Origin of the sequence: Ferroglobus sp. (genome assembly GCF_015521575.1) — an archaeon.
Classification (GTDB): domain Archaea; phylum Halobacteriota; class Archaeoglobi; order Archaeoglobales; family Archaeoglobaceae; genus Ferroglobus.
The window spans coordinates 1-15,670 of record NZ_WANY01000043.1; the positions used below are offsets into that span (position 1 = coordinate 1).

Annotated in this window: 16 protein-coding genes; 9 read left to right on the forward strand and 7 right to left on the reverse strand. The window is 43.5% G+C overall.

Annotated elements, in window-relative coordinates:
- The coding region (speB, locus tag F7C14_RS01745) for an agmatinase (RefSeq protein WP_290899280.1) at window positions 1-760 on the forward strand (760 nt) is incomplete at its 5' end.
- On the opposite strand, the gene F7C14_RS01750 is transcribed toward speB, so the two are convergent.
- Window positions 738-1,925 carry a sodium:calcium antiporter gene (locus F7C14_RS01750; protein ID WP_290899282.1) on the reverse strand — a complete coding sequence of 396 codons (1,188 nt, stop codon included), beginning with the start codon at window positions 1,923-1,925 and terminating at the stop codon, window positions 738-740. The two genes, speB and F7C14_RS01750, sit on opposite strands and share 23 nt — an antisense overlap.
- A 74-nt stretch (window positions 1,926-1,999) precedes the next feature.
- On the opposite strand from F7C14_RS01750, the gene F7C14_RS01755 reads away from it, so the two are divergent.
- The 5 genes from F7C14_RS01755 (at window position 2,000) to F7C14_RS01775 (ending at window position 5,460) form a co-directional block, all read left to right on the forward strand.
- Window positions 2,000-2,809 carry a DNA primase gene (locus tag F7C14_RS01755; RefSeq protein ID WP_290899285.1) on the forward strand — a complete coding sequence of 270 codons (810 nt, stop codon included), beginning with the start codon at window positions 2,000-2,002 and terminating at the stop codon, window positions 2,807-2,809.
- Between the two features lie 271 nt (window positions 2,810-3,080).
- A complete protein-coding gene (locus F7C14_RS01760) occupies window positions 3,081-3,737 on the forward strand; it encodes a hypothetical protein (protein WP_290899287.1) in 657 nt (218 codons plus the stop codon).
- Entirely contained in the window at window positions 3,734-4,105 is a 372-nt protein-coding gene (locus F7C14_RS01765; protein ID WP_290899290.1) for a DUF1284 domain-containing protein, read from the forward strand. Before F7C14_RS01760 ends, F7C14_RS01765 begins: the two co-directional genes overlap by 4 nt.
- Before the next feature lie 40 nt (window positions 4,106-4,145).
- Window positions 4,146-4,919, forward strand: a complete 774-nt coding sequence (locus F7C14_RS01770; RefSeq protein ID WP_290899292.1) for a DUF63 family protein — start codon at window positions 4,146-4,148, stop codon at window positions 4,917-4,919.
- A 1-nt stretch (window position 4,920) separates the two neighbouring features.
- Window positions 4,921-5,460, forward strand: a complete 540-nt coding sequence (locus F7C14_RS01775; protein ID WP_290899295.1) for a stage II sporulation protein M — start codon at window positions 4,921-4,923, stop codon at window positions 5,458-5,460.
- Here F7C14_RS01775 and hsp20 read toward each other — a convergent pair.
- The 6 genes from hsp20 to F7C14_RS01805 form a co-directional block, all read right to left on the reverse strand.
- Window positions 5,447-5,974, reverse strand: a complete 528-nt coding sequence (gene hsp20 / locus F7C14_RS01780) for an archaeal heat shock protein Hsp20 (protein WP_290899297.1) — start codon at window positions 5,972-5,974, stop codon at window positions 5,447-5,449. The two genes, F7C14_RS01775 and hsp20, sit on opposite strands and share 14 nt — an antisense overlap.
- Before the next feature lie 11 nt (window positions 5,975-5,985).
- Window positions 5,986-8,364, reverse strand: coding sequence for a CDC48 family AAA ATPase (locus F7C14_RS01785; RefSeq protein ID WP_290899300.1), 2,379 nt, complete (start codon window positions 8,362-8,364; stop codon window positions 5,986-5,988).
- Window positions 8,361-9,014, reverse strand: coding sequence for a metalloregulator ArsR/SmtB family transcription factor (locus F7C14_RS01790; protein ID WP_290899304.1), 654 nt, complete (start codon window positions 9,012-9,014; stop codon window positions 8,361-8,363). Before F7C14_RS01790 ends, F7C14_RS01785 begins: the two co-directional genes overlap by 4 nt.
- A 218-nt stretch (window positions 9,015-9,232) precedes the next feature.
- Entirely contained in the window at window positions 9,233-11,278 is a 2,046-nt protein-coding gene (locus tag F7C14_RS01795; protein ID WP_290899307.1) for a heavy metal translocating P-type ATPase, read from the reverse strand.
- Window positions 11,275-11,634 carry a metalloregulator ArsR/SmtB family transcription factor gene (locus F7C14_RS01800; RefSeq protein ID WP_290899314.1) on the reverse strand — a complete coding sequence of 120 codons (360 nt, stop codon included), beginning with the start codon at window positions 11,632-11,634 and terminating at the stop codon, window positions 11,275-11,277. Before F7C14_RS01800 ends, F7C14_RS01795 begins: the two co-directional genes overlap by 4 nt.
- Before the next feature lie 38 nt (window positions 11,635-11,672).
- Complete coding sequence (locus F7C14_RS01805; protein ID WP_290899317.1) at window positions 11,673-12,548, reverse strand: hypothetical protein; 876 nt, start codon at window positions 12,546-12,548, stop codon at window positions 11,673-11,675.
- A 143-nt stretch (window positions 12,549-12,691) separates the two neighbouring features.
- Here F7C14_RS01805 and F7C14_RS01810 point away from each other — a divergent pair, with 143 nt between their 5' ends.
- Genes F7C14_RS01810 through F7C14_RS01820 form a run of 3 tightly spaced genes read left to right on the forward strand, consistent with a single transcriptional unit; the run spans window position 12,692 to window position 15,576 of the window.
- Window positions 12,692-13,432 carry a class I SAM-dependent methyltransferase gene (locus tag F7C14_RS01810; RefSeq protein WP_290899320.1) on the forward strand — a complete coding sequence of 247 codons (741 nt, stop codon included), beginning with the start codon at window positions 12,692-12,694 and terminating at the stop codon, window positions 13,430-13,432.
- 4 nt (window positions 13,433-13,436) lie between these two features.
- A complete protein-coding gene (locus tag F7C14_RS01815; RefSeq protein WP_290899323.1) occupies window positions 13,437-14,540 on the forward strand; it encodes an ABC transporter substrate-binding protein in 1,104 nt (367 codons plus the stop codon).
- 1 nt (window position 14,541) lies between these two features.
- Window positions 14,542-15,576, forward strand: a complete 1,035-nt coding sequence (locus F7C14_RS01820; protein WP_290899326.1) for an iron ABC transporter permease — start codon at window positions 14,542-14,544, stop codon at window positions 15,574-15,576.
- Window positions 15,577-15,670: the final 94 nt, after the last annotated feature.

Here is a 15,670-nt window from a genome sequence, read left to right on the forward strand (position 1 = left end):
GCCCTACGATGCCACGCAATCCTTTAAACCGGGTTCGAGGTTTGCTCCGAATGCGATAAGAGAAGCGAGTTGGAATCTCGAAAGTTATTCCCTCTTTTTCGAGTTTCAGCTGGATTTTGCTAAAATAGCAGACTACGGAAACGTTAACTGTGACGGAAGCTTCGAAGAGATTTCAGAGAGAGTCTCGAAGCTCATGGAAGATATTCGCGGAATTCCCATTGCGTTGGGAGGGGAGCACACCATTAGCTACATGGTGGCGAGAAACCTAAAAGACTTCTGCTACGTCGTTTTAGATGCCCACTTCGACTTAAGAGATGGCTTCGATTCCAACCCCTTCAACCACGCTTGCACTTCGAGGAGAATTTACGAACTCGCCGGAGAAATCGTGCAGGTTGGAGTTAGGAGTGGAACCAAAGAGGAGAGGGAATTCGCGGAAGAGAACGGGATAGAAGTTTTCTACTCATGGGAAATCATGGAGTACGGAGTTGAAGAAGTTCTTGAGATTCTCGAAGCTTACGATTCAATTTATCTCTCCATCGACGTTGACGTTTTCGATCCAGCTTACGCCCCCGGAGTTTCCACTCCAGAACCCTTCGGTTTAAAGCCAATGGACGCTTTAAAAATAATAGACGAAGTTTCCGACAGAGTCATTGGTTTTGATGTTGTAGAGGTTATTCCCGACTCAAACAAGATTACCCAAACATTAGCAGCTAAGCTCGTGAATGAATTCATAGCCGCTAACGCCTCGCTAAGGTTCTGACGAATTCGTAGGACTTCTTCACCTCTTTTAAATTCCTCAGGATTATCGGAACCGCAATAGCAAGGTACAAAAAGCTCAGAAATAACCTCATCTCGACGCCCTGATAAACGAACTGAAGAAGGAAGAGGAAGAGAAGAAGAGCGGCTTCGTAGAAACTAAGTCTGAGATCGATTATAATTGCAACTCCAAGTAGGGATTGGGCTGCCGTGAGAAGGACTTCTTCTCTCTGTCTTGCGTCGAGTGGCAAATCGGAAGGATATGCTAAGGCTATGCTGTAAACAATAACGAGACAGCCGATGAGAAGTGTCCACTGGTTAACCTTCGAAGACACGAGAGCGTTGATTCCCGCCGTAACTCTGAGCTTTCTAACGAGGTACATAGCCACGATGAACTCTGGAGACTCGCTTGCAAGAGGGGCTATCCACTGAACCATCAGAAACTCATCTATGCCAAAGTTTTCAGCAGTTTTTATCAATCCCTCCGCAAAAGCTTCCACGCTTATGAAAATTATCAAGGCAGCATAGAGCATTAGAATTACTACTGAAACCCTTCTTTTTCTCGTTGGAAGATTGCAGAAATAAGCTGGAACTCCAGCAGGTTCAAATTCTTCCCTCGGAGCTTTTAAAGCAAGCTTAACGTAGAGGGCGTAAAGAAATATTAAAACGACGGAGTCTATGAGGAGAATCTTTCCTCTTAGGGGGATTAGAAAGCAGTAAAGGGATGCCACAAGGAGAATGAAGAATTCGAGTCTTATTCCCTCATCTAAACTTATCTCTTTCCTCCTCATTTTGAGCATCGCAACGAAAGCAACCAAACTCCAACCAACGCCAAGAAGGAGTCTGTTGGCTCCAGTCATGTTAGCAGCTGCGTAATGGATGTAGTCTCCTCCCACTTTTCCAGCCATCCAAGCGAAGTACATGTCCACAGCGTACTCCGGAAGAACTGCAAGCAAAGCTACGACCGCCAAGCTTAATGACCTCGGCACATCCATCTCAGCCGTTTCAGCAGCCCATGAGAGGAGAAAAGCAGCTCCAACTACAGCAATCCCGGCTACAAACGCTTCAACGTGGGGAACGTATTTAATCCCGATAAAAAACGATATTAACCAAGGAATGGTTGTGAAAACAGCTAAAGCTACAAAAACTCTCTCCTTCAAATAACGCATGAGATTCGAAGTGATAATTTGTCTTTTAAACTTTACCCGAACATTTTTATCTTTATTATTTCAGAAGCTTTGCCGTGAGGAGGTACAACTTTCCCAGAGGAATGCGTCCTTCCCTGCTTGAAGAAAGAGAAAAATTCTACAAAAATGAATTCGATCTTGAACTTTGTGAGAAATGGCTTAATTGGAGAGACATAATGAACACGGCTTTTGCAGTCATAGTGGGAAGACACACGGACATATATCCCCCCGAATACGAGAGAGTAAAGAAGAAGGCTTTGATAATAGATGAGCATTCTGGACTGAAGGATGTGCTCGAATACGTTCTCCAATATCTTCCAGAGGGAGTTTACTATGACAGAAACGTTTACAAAGATTTAAAGAAGTGCGTAAACTGCCCCAAAGCTTACAAAGACTGCTGGAACTGCGAAAACTTCCTCGGGCAAGAATTGGCTTTTGATGTCGATCCAGAGAACATTCCCTGCCCCTACCACGGAACAGTAAAAGAAAAGATGGAAAGACACCAAGGCTTGAGTTTCTGCATGATAGAATTCAAAAGAGCAAGAAAGTACGCTTGGAGAATCTACGAGGATATGAAAGAGGAGTTCAGGGAAGTTAGGATGGTCTATTCTGGAAGGGGATTCCACGTTCACGTAATCGATGAAAAAGCCACGAGAATGAGTAAAAAAGAGAGAGAAGAGCTCGCTAAGATGTATTCTTCCTACGGCATAGACGAGTGGGTAACGAACGGAGAGATGAGACTCATAAGGCTTCCCTACTCGTTAAATGGATTGGTCTCAAGAGTGTGCATTCCGCTAAGCGAGGAAGACAGAAAGTTCGATCCGAGGTACGATGAACGGGCGATTCCAGAATTTCTTAGAAAATAACTCTTCATTCCTTCTTTGCCTTCTCCTCCTCTCCGTAATAGTAAAGCTTCTTTTTCTCGGCTTTTTCTTCCTCCCCGTAGTAGTACATCTTCTTCTTTTCCTCCTCCGCCATGAAAGTTAGTTTTTCACAAAAGTTTATTACATTTTCGTCGTGCTTCGTGTGAAGTGAAAGTTACTGAAAGTTCGTCAGCAACGCTCATCTTGCATATCAAACTTTTTACGAAAAAACATTTATCTGATTTTTAAACAAGAAATTTCAGAGGTGTAAGTGATGAAAGATAGTACGAAACTCCTCACCGCTTTGATTCTCGTCTTCGTTTCGGTAGCATTCGTCGTGTACAAAACGAGAGATACTACAAGCGAAAACGTCCTCATAAGCAACTGGCTACCTATTTTAACGATAACGCTCACTGCCGTTCTAACGGTCTTTGGACTTTTTGCTCTCGCCGGATATCTCAACAACAGGAGTTTAAGCAGAGGGGAGATTAGGAGAGCAATAGCGGGGGCTTTTGTAGCCGGCTTCCACGTTTTGCTCATAATGAGCGTAATTTTCTCAATTTACACGGAAAAAGTAGTTACTGCTTATCTAACAGCTATGACGATGATTCTCGGTTTTTACTTCGGCTCAAGATCCGTTCAAAGTCAGCAGGAGGATGCGGAAAAAATTGAGGTGGAGAACGTTCACTTCGCAAAAAACGGAAAAAAAGAGTTAATAATCAGCGTTAGAAACCTTAGCTCCAGAAACGTTACGATAGACACAATTTACATAAACGGAAAGCCAGTAATTGTTAAAGAGAGAACTAAAATTGCTCCGAAGGAAGTAAAGCACATTTCACTGGAGTTTAACTGGTATGAAGGAGAAAATTATGAGATAAAAGTGTGCTCCGCTGAAGGTTTAAAAATAACGACGGAGGTGAGGGCGAAATGACCAAGCTGAGAGGGCATCATTTAATTTGCTTGAACTTTTTTAAAGGGGAGGGTTACAGTAAGGAATTCGTTGAGGCTGTGAAAGAAGCCGTGTCTTCTGAAAAGGTAGTCGTTGTTTCTGGCGGAGACGACGTCTGTGAAGCCTGTCCGAGCTGGGAAAATGAATGTAAAGCATACGGGGAGGACTACATAAGGAGGATAGATGAACTCGCTCTATCGCTCCTTGAAGTTAATGAAGGTGAAGAGGTTAGCTGGAAGGAGATAAGGGAAAGGCTGAAGAGCGCCATGAAAACTTGGAGGAGAGAAGTTTGCTCCGAATGTGAATGGCTCAGAGTTTGTAAGGAGACCGAGATTTGGAAAAGCATTTAGGCGGCAAATCTTTTTATACAGCTAATCTCTCGCTTAATCAATGTCTCTCTGGGAGTTTGTAAAGAAATACTACATCGACTCAATTGTTTACAAACAGGGTTACAACATCGTCAACACGCTAACGTGGGCTGCGATACTTCTTGTGGCTGCTTGGCTGATATACAGATATCTCAGCAAAAGACTATTTTTCGATAAAAAATTCATGCTTTACACGATCCCGTTTATCTTCTTTGGCTCCTCCGTTAGAGTTGTTGAAGACGCTGGTTTTCTTCAACCTCCTATCTCTTACATATTCATGACTCCGATGATCTACATTCTCGTCTTCTCTCTAACCTTTCCTACGCTTCTAATCGCTTTGAAAATGAGGAACCTGAAAATTTACCTTTATACGGGCTTAATACTGGCGGCAATCCCCCTTCTTATCCTCCTTTCCAACCTTCAGATTGAAAACTGGTGGGTCTTTCCAGCTTCAATTTCCCTCGCTTTAGTCTTCACTCTCATTTTCTCTGCACTGAGCAAAAATGACGAAAGCAGAATAGCCTTTTTCTCGCAAATGCTTGACGGATCAGCGAGCTTTATGGGTTTGCAATTTCTCGGATACTGGGAACTTCACGTTTTACCGAGATTTTTAATTTCTTTAACCGGTCCGTGGATCATGATTCCCTTGAAGTTCGTAATTTTCCTTTTAATTCTGCTGTATCTGGACAAAGCCGAGGAAGAGGAAAATTTAAAAGGATTTATAAAGTTCGTAATAATGGTGCTCGGTTTAGCTCCCGGAGTTAGGAATGCGTTAAGAATGACCTTCGGTGTCTGACATGATAAAGCTCGCCCTCGCTCTGCTGTTTATCCTTACAACCCTCGCCTCGTACAGTTTTTCGATCGAAAATCCAGACTCTGCAAAAGAAGTAGTAGATACCCTGTTCTCTCAATTTAATTTCGTCGTGGATCTTCCCCACTACTTAGTTTTCTTGGTGATTTTTCTCAACAACTCGATAAAAGCGTTTTTGGCAGTATTACTCGGAGTGCTTTTAATTCCTCCCCTCTTCTTCGTTCTAACCAACGGATTTATTTTGGGCATAGTTGTGGGGGTAAAAGGAGCCGAAATTGGCTTGGTAAAGACCTTGATGATGATTCTCCCCCACGGAATCATAGAAATTCCAGCGATGATAATATCTGCAGCCTACGGAATGGAGATCGGAATTGCCGTTCTGAAAAAAATAAGAAACGAAGAGGTAAATCTCTCAAGGGTTTTTCACGAAAAAATAGTAAAGTTCTGGAAGTACTTGCTTCCGGCTTTTTTCACGGCTGCACTCGTTGAGACTTACTTAACTCCTGTGGTGGCTAATCTATTTTGATCCTCTTCTTCTCCTCCTTCTTAGGATACTTCTTCTTCAAAATAACCTCAAGGACACCGTTGTTGTACCTTGCCTTGGCAGATTCTGGGTCTACCTCAGCCGGTAAGTCAACCACTTCGTAGTACCTTCTGTTCTCACCTTCCGCTTTTATCTCAAGCTTGGTTTCGCTTGCATTAACTTCTATGTCCTCCTTGCTAACTCCGGGCATTTCTGCAATTACTTGCACTTCGTCGTCAGTCTCTATTACATCAACAAGCGGCTTTCTTTCTTCGACTCCGGTCTCCTTTATCATTGGCTTCGTTCCGAACTCTCTTATCTCTGGCTTTCCGTCGGGTCCAATCCTGATGCTGAATCCTCTGACAATCGGCTTTATTTCGCCGCTTTCTGCTTTTCTTATTATTTCCTCGAAGTCCCTCATCATTCTCTCGAATATCTCATCGAACATCTCAAACTCTCTACCGAAAAATTCCTCGAAAAATTCATCAAACCAATCCCACCTTCTCCTTCTCCTCATATCTCACCACCTCACACGTACATTTTCTGGAAATCTTTAACTATCTTCTCGTACTTCTCAATATCCTCTTTCGTCAGACTCGGTTTGATCTTTCTCAAAGCTTCCTCAAAGTGTCTCTTCGAAACTTTTATTTTCCTTGCAACCTCTTTAACATCTTCTTCGCTCTTAGCCTTTGCTATAGCTTCTCTTATCGCAAGCATTCCTGCTTCTCTGCAAACGGCTTCTATGTCGGCTCCGCTGTAGCCTTCGGTTCTCTTGGCGAGTTCTTCGAGACTTACATCCTCGTCAAGGGGCATTCCCCTCGTGTGTATCTTGAATATCTCAAGCCGCGCTTTTTCATCCGGAGGAGGAATGTATATGTGTCTCTCAAGTCTTCCCGGTCTGAGTAAGGCTGGATCGATCATATCCGGTCTGTTAGTTGCGGCAATTACCACCACATCCTTCAATTCCTCTAAACCGTCCAGCTCCGTGAGAAGCTGACTGACTACCCTCTCGGTTACGTGAGTATCTCCACCGCTACCTCTCCTTGGTGCCAAGCTGTCTATCTCATCGAAGAAGAGAACGCAAGGTGCTACTTGCCTCGCTTTTCTGAACATCTCCCTAACGTGCTTCTCGCTCTCTCCAACCCACTTGCTCAGCAGCTCTGGACCCTTGACGCTTATGAAGTTGGCGTTACTCTCGTTAGCCACAGCTTTAGCTAACAGAGTCTTACCAGTTCCCGGAGGACCGTAGAGGAGAATGCCCTTCGGCGGTTTGATCCCTACAGATTTGAACAGCTCTGGATACTTGAACGGCCACTCCACTGCTTCCCTCAACTCTTGTTTCGCATGCTCCAGTCCGCCGACATCTTCCCAAGTCACTTTCGGAACTTCCACGAGAACCTCCCTCATCGCTGAGGGCTCTATGTTCTTCAAAGCTTCCAAGAAGTCCTCCTTCGTAACTTTCAGGTTCTCCAGAACTTCCTCTGGTATCTCCTCCGCCTCAACGTCAATTTCTCCTTTTTCTATTCTTTTCCTCAAAGCGTGCATCGCCGCTTCCTTAGCCAGAGCAGCCAAATCAGCTCCGACGAAGCCGACGGTTAAATCTGCAAGTTCTTCGAGCATTAAGTCGATCAATCTGTTTCTGACTTCGTTGAATACGCTCTCCTTCTCTTCGAGGATCTTCTTTATCTCATCCTCCTTCGCTTTTTCTATCTTTTCGATTAACTCGTTTAATTCCTTCTCATCGAATCTCTTCTCTTCTCTGAGCTGCTTCAAAACTTTGAGAACATCGTCTTTGTTGAAGTCGGGTTCTATCGGCATACCCCTCGTGTGAATCTGAAGAATTTCCTTCCTTCCCTGTCTGTCTGGAACGCCGATCTCTATTTCTCTATCGAATCTTCCCGGTCTTCTTAAAGCTGGATCGATAGCATCAGGTCTGTTCGTTGCTCCAATGACTATAACTTGCCCCCTCGCCTCTAAACCGTCCATTAGTGTTAGAAGCTGAGCGACGACTCTCCTCTCAACTTCTCCAGTCACCTCTTCCCTCTTAGGAGCTATGCTGTCGAGTTCGTCTATGAATATTATACTCGGAGCGTTCTCCCTCGCCTCTTCGAAAATCTCTCTAAGCCTCTGTTCGCTCTCTCCGTAATACTTGCTCATGATCTCCGGACCGCTTATCGAGATAAAGTGAGCGTTTACTTCATTAGCCACAGCCTTAGCTATCAGCGTTTTACCAGTTCCCGGCGGACCGTAGAGAAGAACCCCCTTCGGCGGCTCTATTCCGAGCCTCTCGAACAGCTCTGGATGTTTCAGAGGGAGTTCTATCATCTCCCTAACGAGCCTAAGTTCCCTCTTCAAACCACCGATGTCTTCATAAGTCACTGAGGGGACGCTTCTCTTTATCTCCTCCACAGGCTTCTCTTTAATTTCGAAGTCCGTTGTAGGAGTAACTATTACCACTCCAGCTGGCTTAGTTGAAACCACTACAAAGGTTAACGTGTGTCCGAAAGCTTCAACTCTGATTTTCTGTCCTCTTATTATTGGTCTTCCCTCGAGCAGTCTTCTAAGGTAAGCTTCTCCACCCATGATTCTAATCGGCTCAGTCGGAGCAAGGACGACTCTCTCAGCCACTTTTGCCTCAACTTTCCTTATTTTTACTTTATCGTCAATGCCAACTCCAGCGTTGCTCCTCAGGTTACCGTCGATTCTTATTATTCTCTTTCCTCTGTCTTCAGGATATCCGGGCCACACAATAGCTGGAACCTTGCTTTTTCCTTCGATTTCGATTATGTCTCCGCTCTGCAGTCCAAGTTCCTGCATAACCTCCGGATCTACCCTTGCGATGCTTCTTCCAACATCCCTATAATAAGCTTCAGCAACCCTCAATACAGCTTCCTTTTTAGCCATCATACCACCTCCATCCTTAACTTATAGACGGCTTTTCCATCCTCAAATCTCCTTTCAACCAATCCCCTCTTTTCGAATTCTTCAAGGATTTTCGCAACCATCGAATACGGCAAACCGGTTTTTTCGGCTATATTCTCCGCTCTCTCCTCACCCATTAAAAGTTCGAGTGCCACCATCCTCTCCATTTCGCTCTCAATTGTTCGGGAGATCTCGCTGAGTGCCCTTTCTATAACTCTGTCTATGAATTCGCTGACAGACCTCTGCAAGGCGGTTATTTTCCTTTCAATCTCGCTTGCTTTCCTTATGAAATCTGAGACGGTCATCGATTTTTTCTCGAAAAGCTCTCTTATTTCCTTGAAGACCTCCTCAGCTGAAAGGGCATTTTCGCTAACGTTTGTAACGAACCTGTAAGGAGTTATAGTTATCGAAAGGCTGAGGGGTTTTTCTATGTAGTAGTACCTCCTCCTTCCTTCTTCGAAGCTTTTCACGATTCCAGCCTTTTCGAGTTTTTCAAGATGCTCCAACACAACTTTAGGAGCCATCCTGAGCGAGTATGATATCTCTGAAACATAGCAAGGCTTCCTTGACAGTAACTCGATTATCCTTCTCCTACTCTCGTTCGCAAGCAATTCAAGCAGCTCTTCCACCCTCATATTTCATTACCCTCACTGGCAATTAATTTTATTTGGTTACTAACTTTGTGTTAGCAAGTTAAATATATAAATTTTTCGGTTAGAGATCGCGAGTTTTACCTTTGAATAAGTATTCGACCGAACTTTGATGAGACTGAAGCTCATGGAGGAAGAGATTAATCTTTTTGAAGGAGACAATCAACGTTCTTTTTTGAGAAAGTACCTTTAAAATTTTTAATCTACCTCAGTAGCCTCATAGAGTTGAGAATCGCTATCAAAGTTACTCCGACATCCGCAAACACGGCTTCCCACATTGTAGCAAGACCCATGGATCCAAGGGTGATGAAAACTCCTTTGACTGCCAGAGCAAACGTTATGTTCTGCCACACAATTCTCTGAGTTCTTTTTGAGTGTTTCAAGCTCTCTGACACTTTAGACGGTTTGTCGTCCATTACCACGATATCCGCGATTTCGATAGCCGCATCACTCCCCATCGCCCCCATAGCGATGCCGACATCTGCCCTCGCTATAACCGGAGCGTCGTTTATTCCATCGCCGACAAAAGCAACTTTTTCTCCGTACTTCTTTTTGAGATCTTCTATAACTTCCACCTTTTGCCACGGTAGCAGTTCCGCGTAGAAATCATCCACTCCAAGTTCTTTTGCAATTCTCTCAGCAACCCTTCTGCTATCCCCCGTTACCATCACAACCTTACATCCGCTCTTTTTGAGATCTTCTATCGCTCTCTTCGCATCTTCCTTCGGCTCATCGCTAACAATTATGTATCCAGCGTACTTTCCATTGACAGCCACATGTACAACAGTTTCCTCTCCAAAGCACTCATGCTCGATGTTCAACTCGTGCATCATCGCATCGTTTCCAACCGCTATTTTCGTTCCATCTAATTCGGCAACAACACCTCTTCCCGGGATCTCTTTGTGGGATTTCACTTCAACCTTCACTTCTCCGTAAGCTTCAACGATACTCTTCGCTATCGGATGATTGGAATTTTTCTCAGCAATAGCCGCAAGTTTCAGCACCTCATCCTCCTTGAATCCATTCTTTGCGACGATTCCAACGACTTTGAAAGACCCCTTAGTTAGCGTTCCGGTCTTGTCGAAGGCAAAAATTCTTGTCGACGTTAGCTGGTCTATGAAGTTTGCGCCTTTTACAAGCACACCCATTCTTGCAGCTTTACCAATAGAAGCGAAATAGCTGAGAGGGACAGAAACAACAAGGGCGCACGGACATGAGATGACGAGGAGGACAAGAGCTCGGTATATCCACGGAGAAAAGGGCTCGTTGAAAGCTATTGGAGGAATAGTGGCAATTCCCGCTGCCAAAGCTATAACTGCCGGAGTGTAATATCTCGCGAATCTTGTTATGAACCTCTCCGCCTTAGCCTTTCTGCTGCTTGCTTCCTCAACAAGTTTAAGTATTTTGGAGACCGCCGATTCGCTAAAGCTTCTCGTTACTTTTACAACGATTAGTCCAGAGATGTTTACCATTCCAGAAAGTACCTCGTCTCCAACAGCTACATCCCTCGGCTTTGATTCTCCAGTTAATGCAGAAGTGTCAACAACAGAGTTTCCTTCCACGACAATACCATCAAGAGGAATTTTCTCTCCCGGTTTTACGACAATTAGATCTCCAACTTTAACTTCTTCCGGCTTCACCCTTCTTATTTCTCCATTTACTTTGAGATTTGCAAATGTAGGCTTTATCTCCACTAAAGCTTTAATAGCTCTTCTCGATCTGTCAACTGCTAAGTCTTGCAGAAATTCTCCAACTCTGAAGAAGAGCATTACCGCCACAGCTTCTGGCAGTTCATGGATCGCTATCGCTCCAAGAGTCGCTACAGTTAGAAGGAAGTTCTCATCAAAGACAACTTTATTTTTCAAATTCGTAATAGCTTTCCAGATGATCTTCCAGCCAACTACGATATAGGAAGTTAGCAGAATAATGTATTCAGCTGGGAAAATAGCATGTAACTGCTCGTTAAAAATCGTTCCGATTGCGAACAGAATGCCTGAGGAGAGAATTACACCAATCTCTCTCTTCTTGTTTACGTCAAGTTCTTCTTTTTCAATACTCTCTAATTCAACCTCTGGTTCAACTTTTTTCACGGTTTCAACAACCTTTTCGTGATCTTCAGCATCTACTACAAGCTCTGCTGTGGCAAAATTGACCGCTGCAAACTTCACACCTTCTTGCTTCTTCAATTCTTCCTCTATTTTCAGAGCGCAAGTTGCACAATCCAGATTCTTCAGCTTATACCTCTTCATTTTCTCCTCTCCTTAATATGTTCCATCGCAACCTTCAAAATCGCCTCAACATGCTCGTCGTCAAGGGAGTAGTAGACATTCCTTCCCGCTCTCCTATATTTCACGATCTTTTTGTCTCGAAGAGTCCTGAGTTGGTGAGAGATTGCCGAAACTGTCAATCCGGTAATTGAGGATAGATCACACGTGCACAATTCACCAAAAGTTAATGCTAAAAGAATCTTGATTCTCGTTGAGTCCGCAAAAGCTTCGAGAAACTCGGCTAATTCCACAATTAGGTCATCTTCCGGAAGTTTCGATAGCACCACTTCCACCTGCTCGTTGTTGAAGCTTTTGCAGGTTGGGACACTCTTATCCATATTTGAGCAATTGCTCAAATGTTATATAAATGTTGTCCTCAAATGATCCCCAGTGAAACAGAAGCGTAAGCGAAAACCAAGCCGACAACGCATGATAGCTCGTTTGCCAAAAGGGTTAACGCAGCCACTTTTACACCAGTTTTATACCCAAAAAATGACACGTTCATCGGCATTGAGTACCTAATAGCTTCCACAACCCTATGCAACGCCAACGCCACAAAAAGAAGAATTAGAACAGCCTCCTCTTTCAGCTTACCCTCCGAAAGAAGCGAACCAGCCACACCAAACCCAGCTAATGTGCTGCCCGCCCCAGCTAAAATTAGCATAGATTTCTCGTCGACTGAGGTAAAACTGCCCGAGTTGATTAAGAAAGTTGTGATGAAAACAGTTAGGGAAATTATCAAGGAAACCCTGAAAAACGTTTTTAAAGCGAAGAGTAAGGAGTGAAAACCCGATCGCTCGTTTCTATAGTCTATTATTTCCTCCGACACAGTGATCTTTCCGATAAAACTATAAGCAACTCCAGCTACGATGAATTTCGACAGTAGCTCAATTATCAGAAACGAAGCTCCAAGTTTAAAGCCAAGGGTGGAAATAGACACGGGAGCGAGGGTTAAAAAAGCGCTGCGAATTGATAGGGGCAAGAGTCCCAGCACCGATGCAATCACGACTTCTTTCTCATCGATAATTCTCTTTTTGTACATTTCTGCCAAAACAGATGTGCCGACTGCTTTATCTGCGAAAAACGCGGCTACTGCAACTCCACTTCTGATTCTAAAAAGTTTTACGGAAAACTCTACAAAACGGCGAAAAATCGGTGAAGAGATTATCAGGTTTCCAGCGAGTATTCCAATAAACATCCTCGGTAGAATTGTCTGTAGTATATGCACGGCTTCACCAACCACCTCGTTCACTCCTCAAACTCGAAACGCTTTTTAAATAAATTTTTCTAAGATTTTAAATTACTATAACATAAATTATTACTTAAATTTAAAATTAAATGTTGTTAGTGTTAAAAATAGAAAAATTTTTAAGAAATTTGATGTAGTTGCTGCAAATGATCGACATAAAAGAGGAGATAAAAAAGTACTGGGATTACAGGAGCAAAGACTACGACCTATCCCCCGGACACACAGATTTGCCTGAGGTATGGAAGGAAGTTTTAGCGGAGATTTTCAAAGGCAAAATGAGAATTTTGGACATCGGCACGGGAACGGGGTTCCTTGCAATAATACTGGCTGAGCTTGGTCACGAGGTTGTTGGAATCGATATATCGGAAGAGATGCTAAAGGTCGCTCGAAGAAAGGCAGCAGATAAAGGTGTTCGTATTGACTTCAGAATTGGTGATGCTGAAAACCTACCATTCGACGATGAGGAGTTCGACGCAGCGATATGCAGACACGTTCTCTGGACATTACCAAACCCAGAAAGAGCGATAAGCGAATGGAAGAGAGTTGTGAAGAAAGGAGGTAAAGTGGTCATCATAGATGGAAACTGGGAACACGGAATTTTTACTGCGTTAAAAAGACTCTTAGGAAAAGCGGGAATGGTAATTTTTGAAGGAAAGCTTCCAAAAAACAATTCTTACAGCAAAGAAGTTAAGAAAGCGCTTCCGTACTACAGATCTCTAACCGAAGAGAGGGTTGCCGAGCTCATGAAAAAAACTGGACTGTCGAGAGTTTCCATCAGAGACATAACTTGGATAAGAGAGATGATTCTCAAAAACAGACCGGTCTTTTACAGGTTCGCTTGGAGCGGGAAATCATACTTCTTGGCTGAAGGGATAAAGGAGGTGTAGAACTTTGAGAAAAATCGGAGTCTTCGTTCTGTTATTGCTCGTTTTGGTATCTGGTTGCGCTCAAAAAGAAATAAAGAAGGTCGAAGAGGAGGGAAGCGTAACTATAGAAGATTTGATGGGAAGGAAAGTTGAGGTAAAAGTTCCGGTGGAAAGGGTAGTCATAACGTTTAACGTCGAGGAGTACGTGGCTGTCGGAGGAATTGATGCGCTCAAAAAGGTAGTCGGTTGGAGCAAATACTACTGGGAGGGAAGAAGACCGACAGTCTGGAAAACTTATCTCGAAAAGTATCCGTGGATTGATGAAATTCCCGACGTCGGTTATCCTTGGAAGGGCACATTCAGTGCTGAGAAGGTAATCGAACTGCAACCTGATGTTGTTATAATGTCAAAGGAGCAGTACAAATACGTTAAAGACGATTTAGCAAAACTCGAAAAAGCGGGGATTCCAGTTATCTTCATAGATTACTACAGACCTTTTAACGTCTCTACCCACGAAAAAAGCACGCTAATTCTCGGTAAACTGCTCGGAAAAGAGGAAAGGGCAAAAGAGTTGATCGAATACTATAAGAAGGAGGTTGAAGAAGTTCTGAAAAAGCTCAGACAGATTGAAAAAACCCGCGAAAGACCGAAAGTCCTCCTTCTCGGAAAAGGGTGGACCAGTTACGGAAACAAACACTACAGGGGAGAGATGATCGAATTTGCCGGAGGAAGGAATATAGCCGCGAATGTCCTTGAAAAATCCGGAGAAATAAGTCCAGAATTCGTTTTGAAGGAGAACCCTGACGTTGTAATTTTCATAGGAAAGAAAGGATGGAACGTCGATCTTGGGTACGGAATTGACAAGGAGTTGGCGAAGAGCATGATTGAAGAGCAAGTAAAACGCCCTGGCTGGGAAAATCTAAATGCCGTTAAAAACAAAAGAGTTTACGCGATACATATATACTTCGTCCACGGACACATTTTCGATTTTGTAGCTTTGCAGTACTTTGCCAAATGGTTTTATCCAGAGGAGTTCAAGGATCTGAATCCAGAAAATTCGTGGAAAGAGTTCCACGAAAAATTCTTGCCGGTAGAGTACAGCGGAGTTTGGGCTGTAAAGTTAGAGTAGTATGACAGATATAACAGATGCTTACTCAAAAATTGTCCAAAAACGTTTTTTATTTATTTTTCTATTTTTAGTTCTCTCTTCACTACTATCATTTGTGAACTTGATCATTGGTCCGATTAAACTGAGTCCCTTCGAAATTCTTCAAAGCTTGATTTCTCCAAGCGAGGATACAATAAGCATCGTCGTGTGGGGATACAGGCTTCCATGGACGCTCATGGCAGTCCTTGTCGGAGGAGCTCTCGGATTAGCCGGTTTACAAATGCAGACGATTTTAAACAATCCGTTAGCAAGTCCCTACACGCTCGGTATTTCTTCTGGAGCTGGTTTTGGGGCTGCTTTGGCTTACGTACTTGGAATTTATGTTATAGCGGTTCCCTCGGAGTTCATCGTTCCGATAAACGCTTTCGTTTTTTCTTTTCTGACGTGCATGCTGATATTGACTATCGGTAAAATAAGAGGGTTTACGAGTGAGACGCTAATTCTTGGGGGTATAGCTATCTCTTTTATGTTTCAGTCCTTATTAGCCCTACTCCAGTACTACGCAAGTGAAGAAGCTCTTCAGGCAATAGTTTTCTGGCTCTTTGGTAGCCTAACCAAAGCGTCTTTACTCAAAGCTCAAATAGTAGCAGTCGTTCTGATTGCTGTTACGATTCTGCTCCTCTTCAGATCCTGGAAAATTACGGCTTTGAGGCTGGGAGAAGAAAAAGCAAAATCTCTTGGAGTTGATGTGGAGTCATTAAGAGTGGAAATTCTGCTCTATGTGTCAATTCTTACTTCAGTGGCGATATGCTTTGTTGGCGTAATAGGTTTTGTCGGGCTCGTCGCCCCGCACATCGCAAGGATTCTCCTTGGAGAGGATCAGAGATTTTTAATTGTTGGATCAATTTTATGCGGTGGATTAATTCTCTCCGCCGGAGCAGTTGCCAGTAAAACTATCGTTCCGGGAGCTATATTCCCGATAGGGATAATAACGTCAATGCTTGGAATTCCCTTCTTCTTGTTCCTCGTATTGAAAGGGAGGAGAGAGATATGGTAGTTGTCGAATTAAAAGAGGTTAAATTCGGGTATAACTCCTCGGATGAAATTCTAAAAGGAATTAGCTTTAGAGCTAATCCAGGAGAGATAACAGC

What these genes read in the sequence shown, in the direction of transcription:
- F7C14_RS01750 (WP_290899282.1), bottom strand. Translation starts at nt 1,925, where the DNA reads ATGCGTTATTTGAAGGAGAGAGTTTTTGTAGCTTTAGCTGTTTTCACA.
- F7C14_RS01760 (WP_290899287.1), top strand. Translation starts at nt 3,081, where the DNA reads ATGAAAGATAGTACGAAACTCCTCACCGCTTTGATTCTCGTCTTCGTT.
- F7C14_RS01765 (WP_290899290.1), top strand. Translation starts at nt 3,734, where the DNA reads ATGACCAAGCTGAGAGGGCATCATTTAATTTGCTTGAACTTTTTTAAA.
- F7C14_RS01770 (WP_290899292.1), top strand. Translation starts at nt 4,146, where the DNA reads ATGTCTCTCTGGGAGTTTGTAAAGAAATACTACATCGACTCAATTGTT.
- F7C14_RS01775 (WP_290899295.1), top strand. Translation starts at nt 4,921, where the DNA reads ATGATAAAGCTCGCCCTCGCTCTGCTGTTTATCCTTACAACCCTCGCC.
- hsp20 (WP_290899297.1), bottom strand. Translation starts at nt 5,974, where the DNA reads ATGAGGAGAAGGAGAAGGTGGGATTGGTTTGATGAATTTTTCGAGGAA.
- F7C14_RS01785 (WP_290899300.1), bottom strand. Translation starts at nt 8,364, where the DNA reads ATGATGGCTAAAAAGGAAGCTGTATTGAGGGTTGCTGAAGCTTATTAT.
- F7C14_RS01790 (WP_290899304.1), bottom strand. Translation starts at nt 9,014, where the DNA reads ATGAGGGTGGAAGAGCTGCTTGAATTGCTTGCGAACGAGAGTAGGAGA.
- F7C14_RS01795 (WP_290899307.1), bottom strand. Translation starts at nt 11,278, where the DNA reads ATGAAGAGGTATAAGCTGAAGAATCTGGATTGTGCAACTTGCGCTCTG.
- F7C14_RS01800 (WP_290899314.1), bottom strand. Translation starts at nt 11,634, where the DNA reads ATGGATAAGAGTGTCCCAACCTGCAAAAGCTTCAACAACGAGCAGGTG.
- F7C14_RS01810 (WP_290899320.1), top strand. Translation starts at nt 12,692, where the DNA reads ATGATCGACATAAAAGAGGAGATAAAAAAGTACTGGGATTACAGGAGC.
- F7C14_RS01820 (WP_290899326.1), top strand. Translation starts at nt 14,542, where the DNA reads ATGACAGATATAACAGATGCTTACTCAAAAATTGTCCAAAAACGTTTT.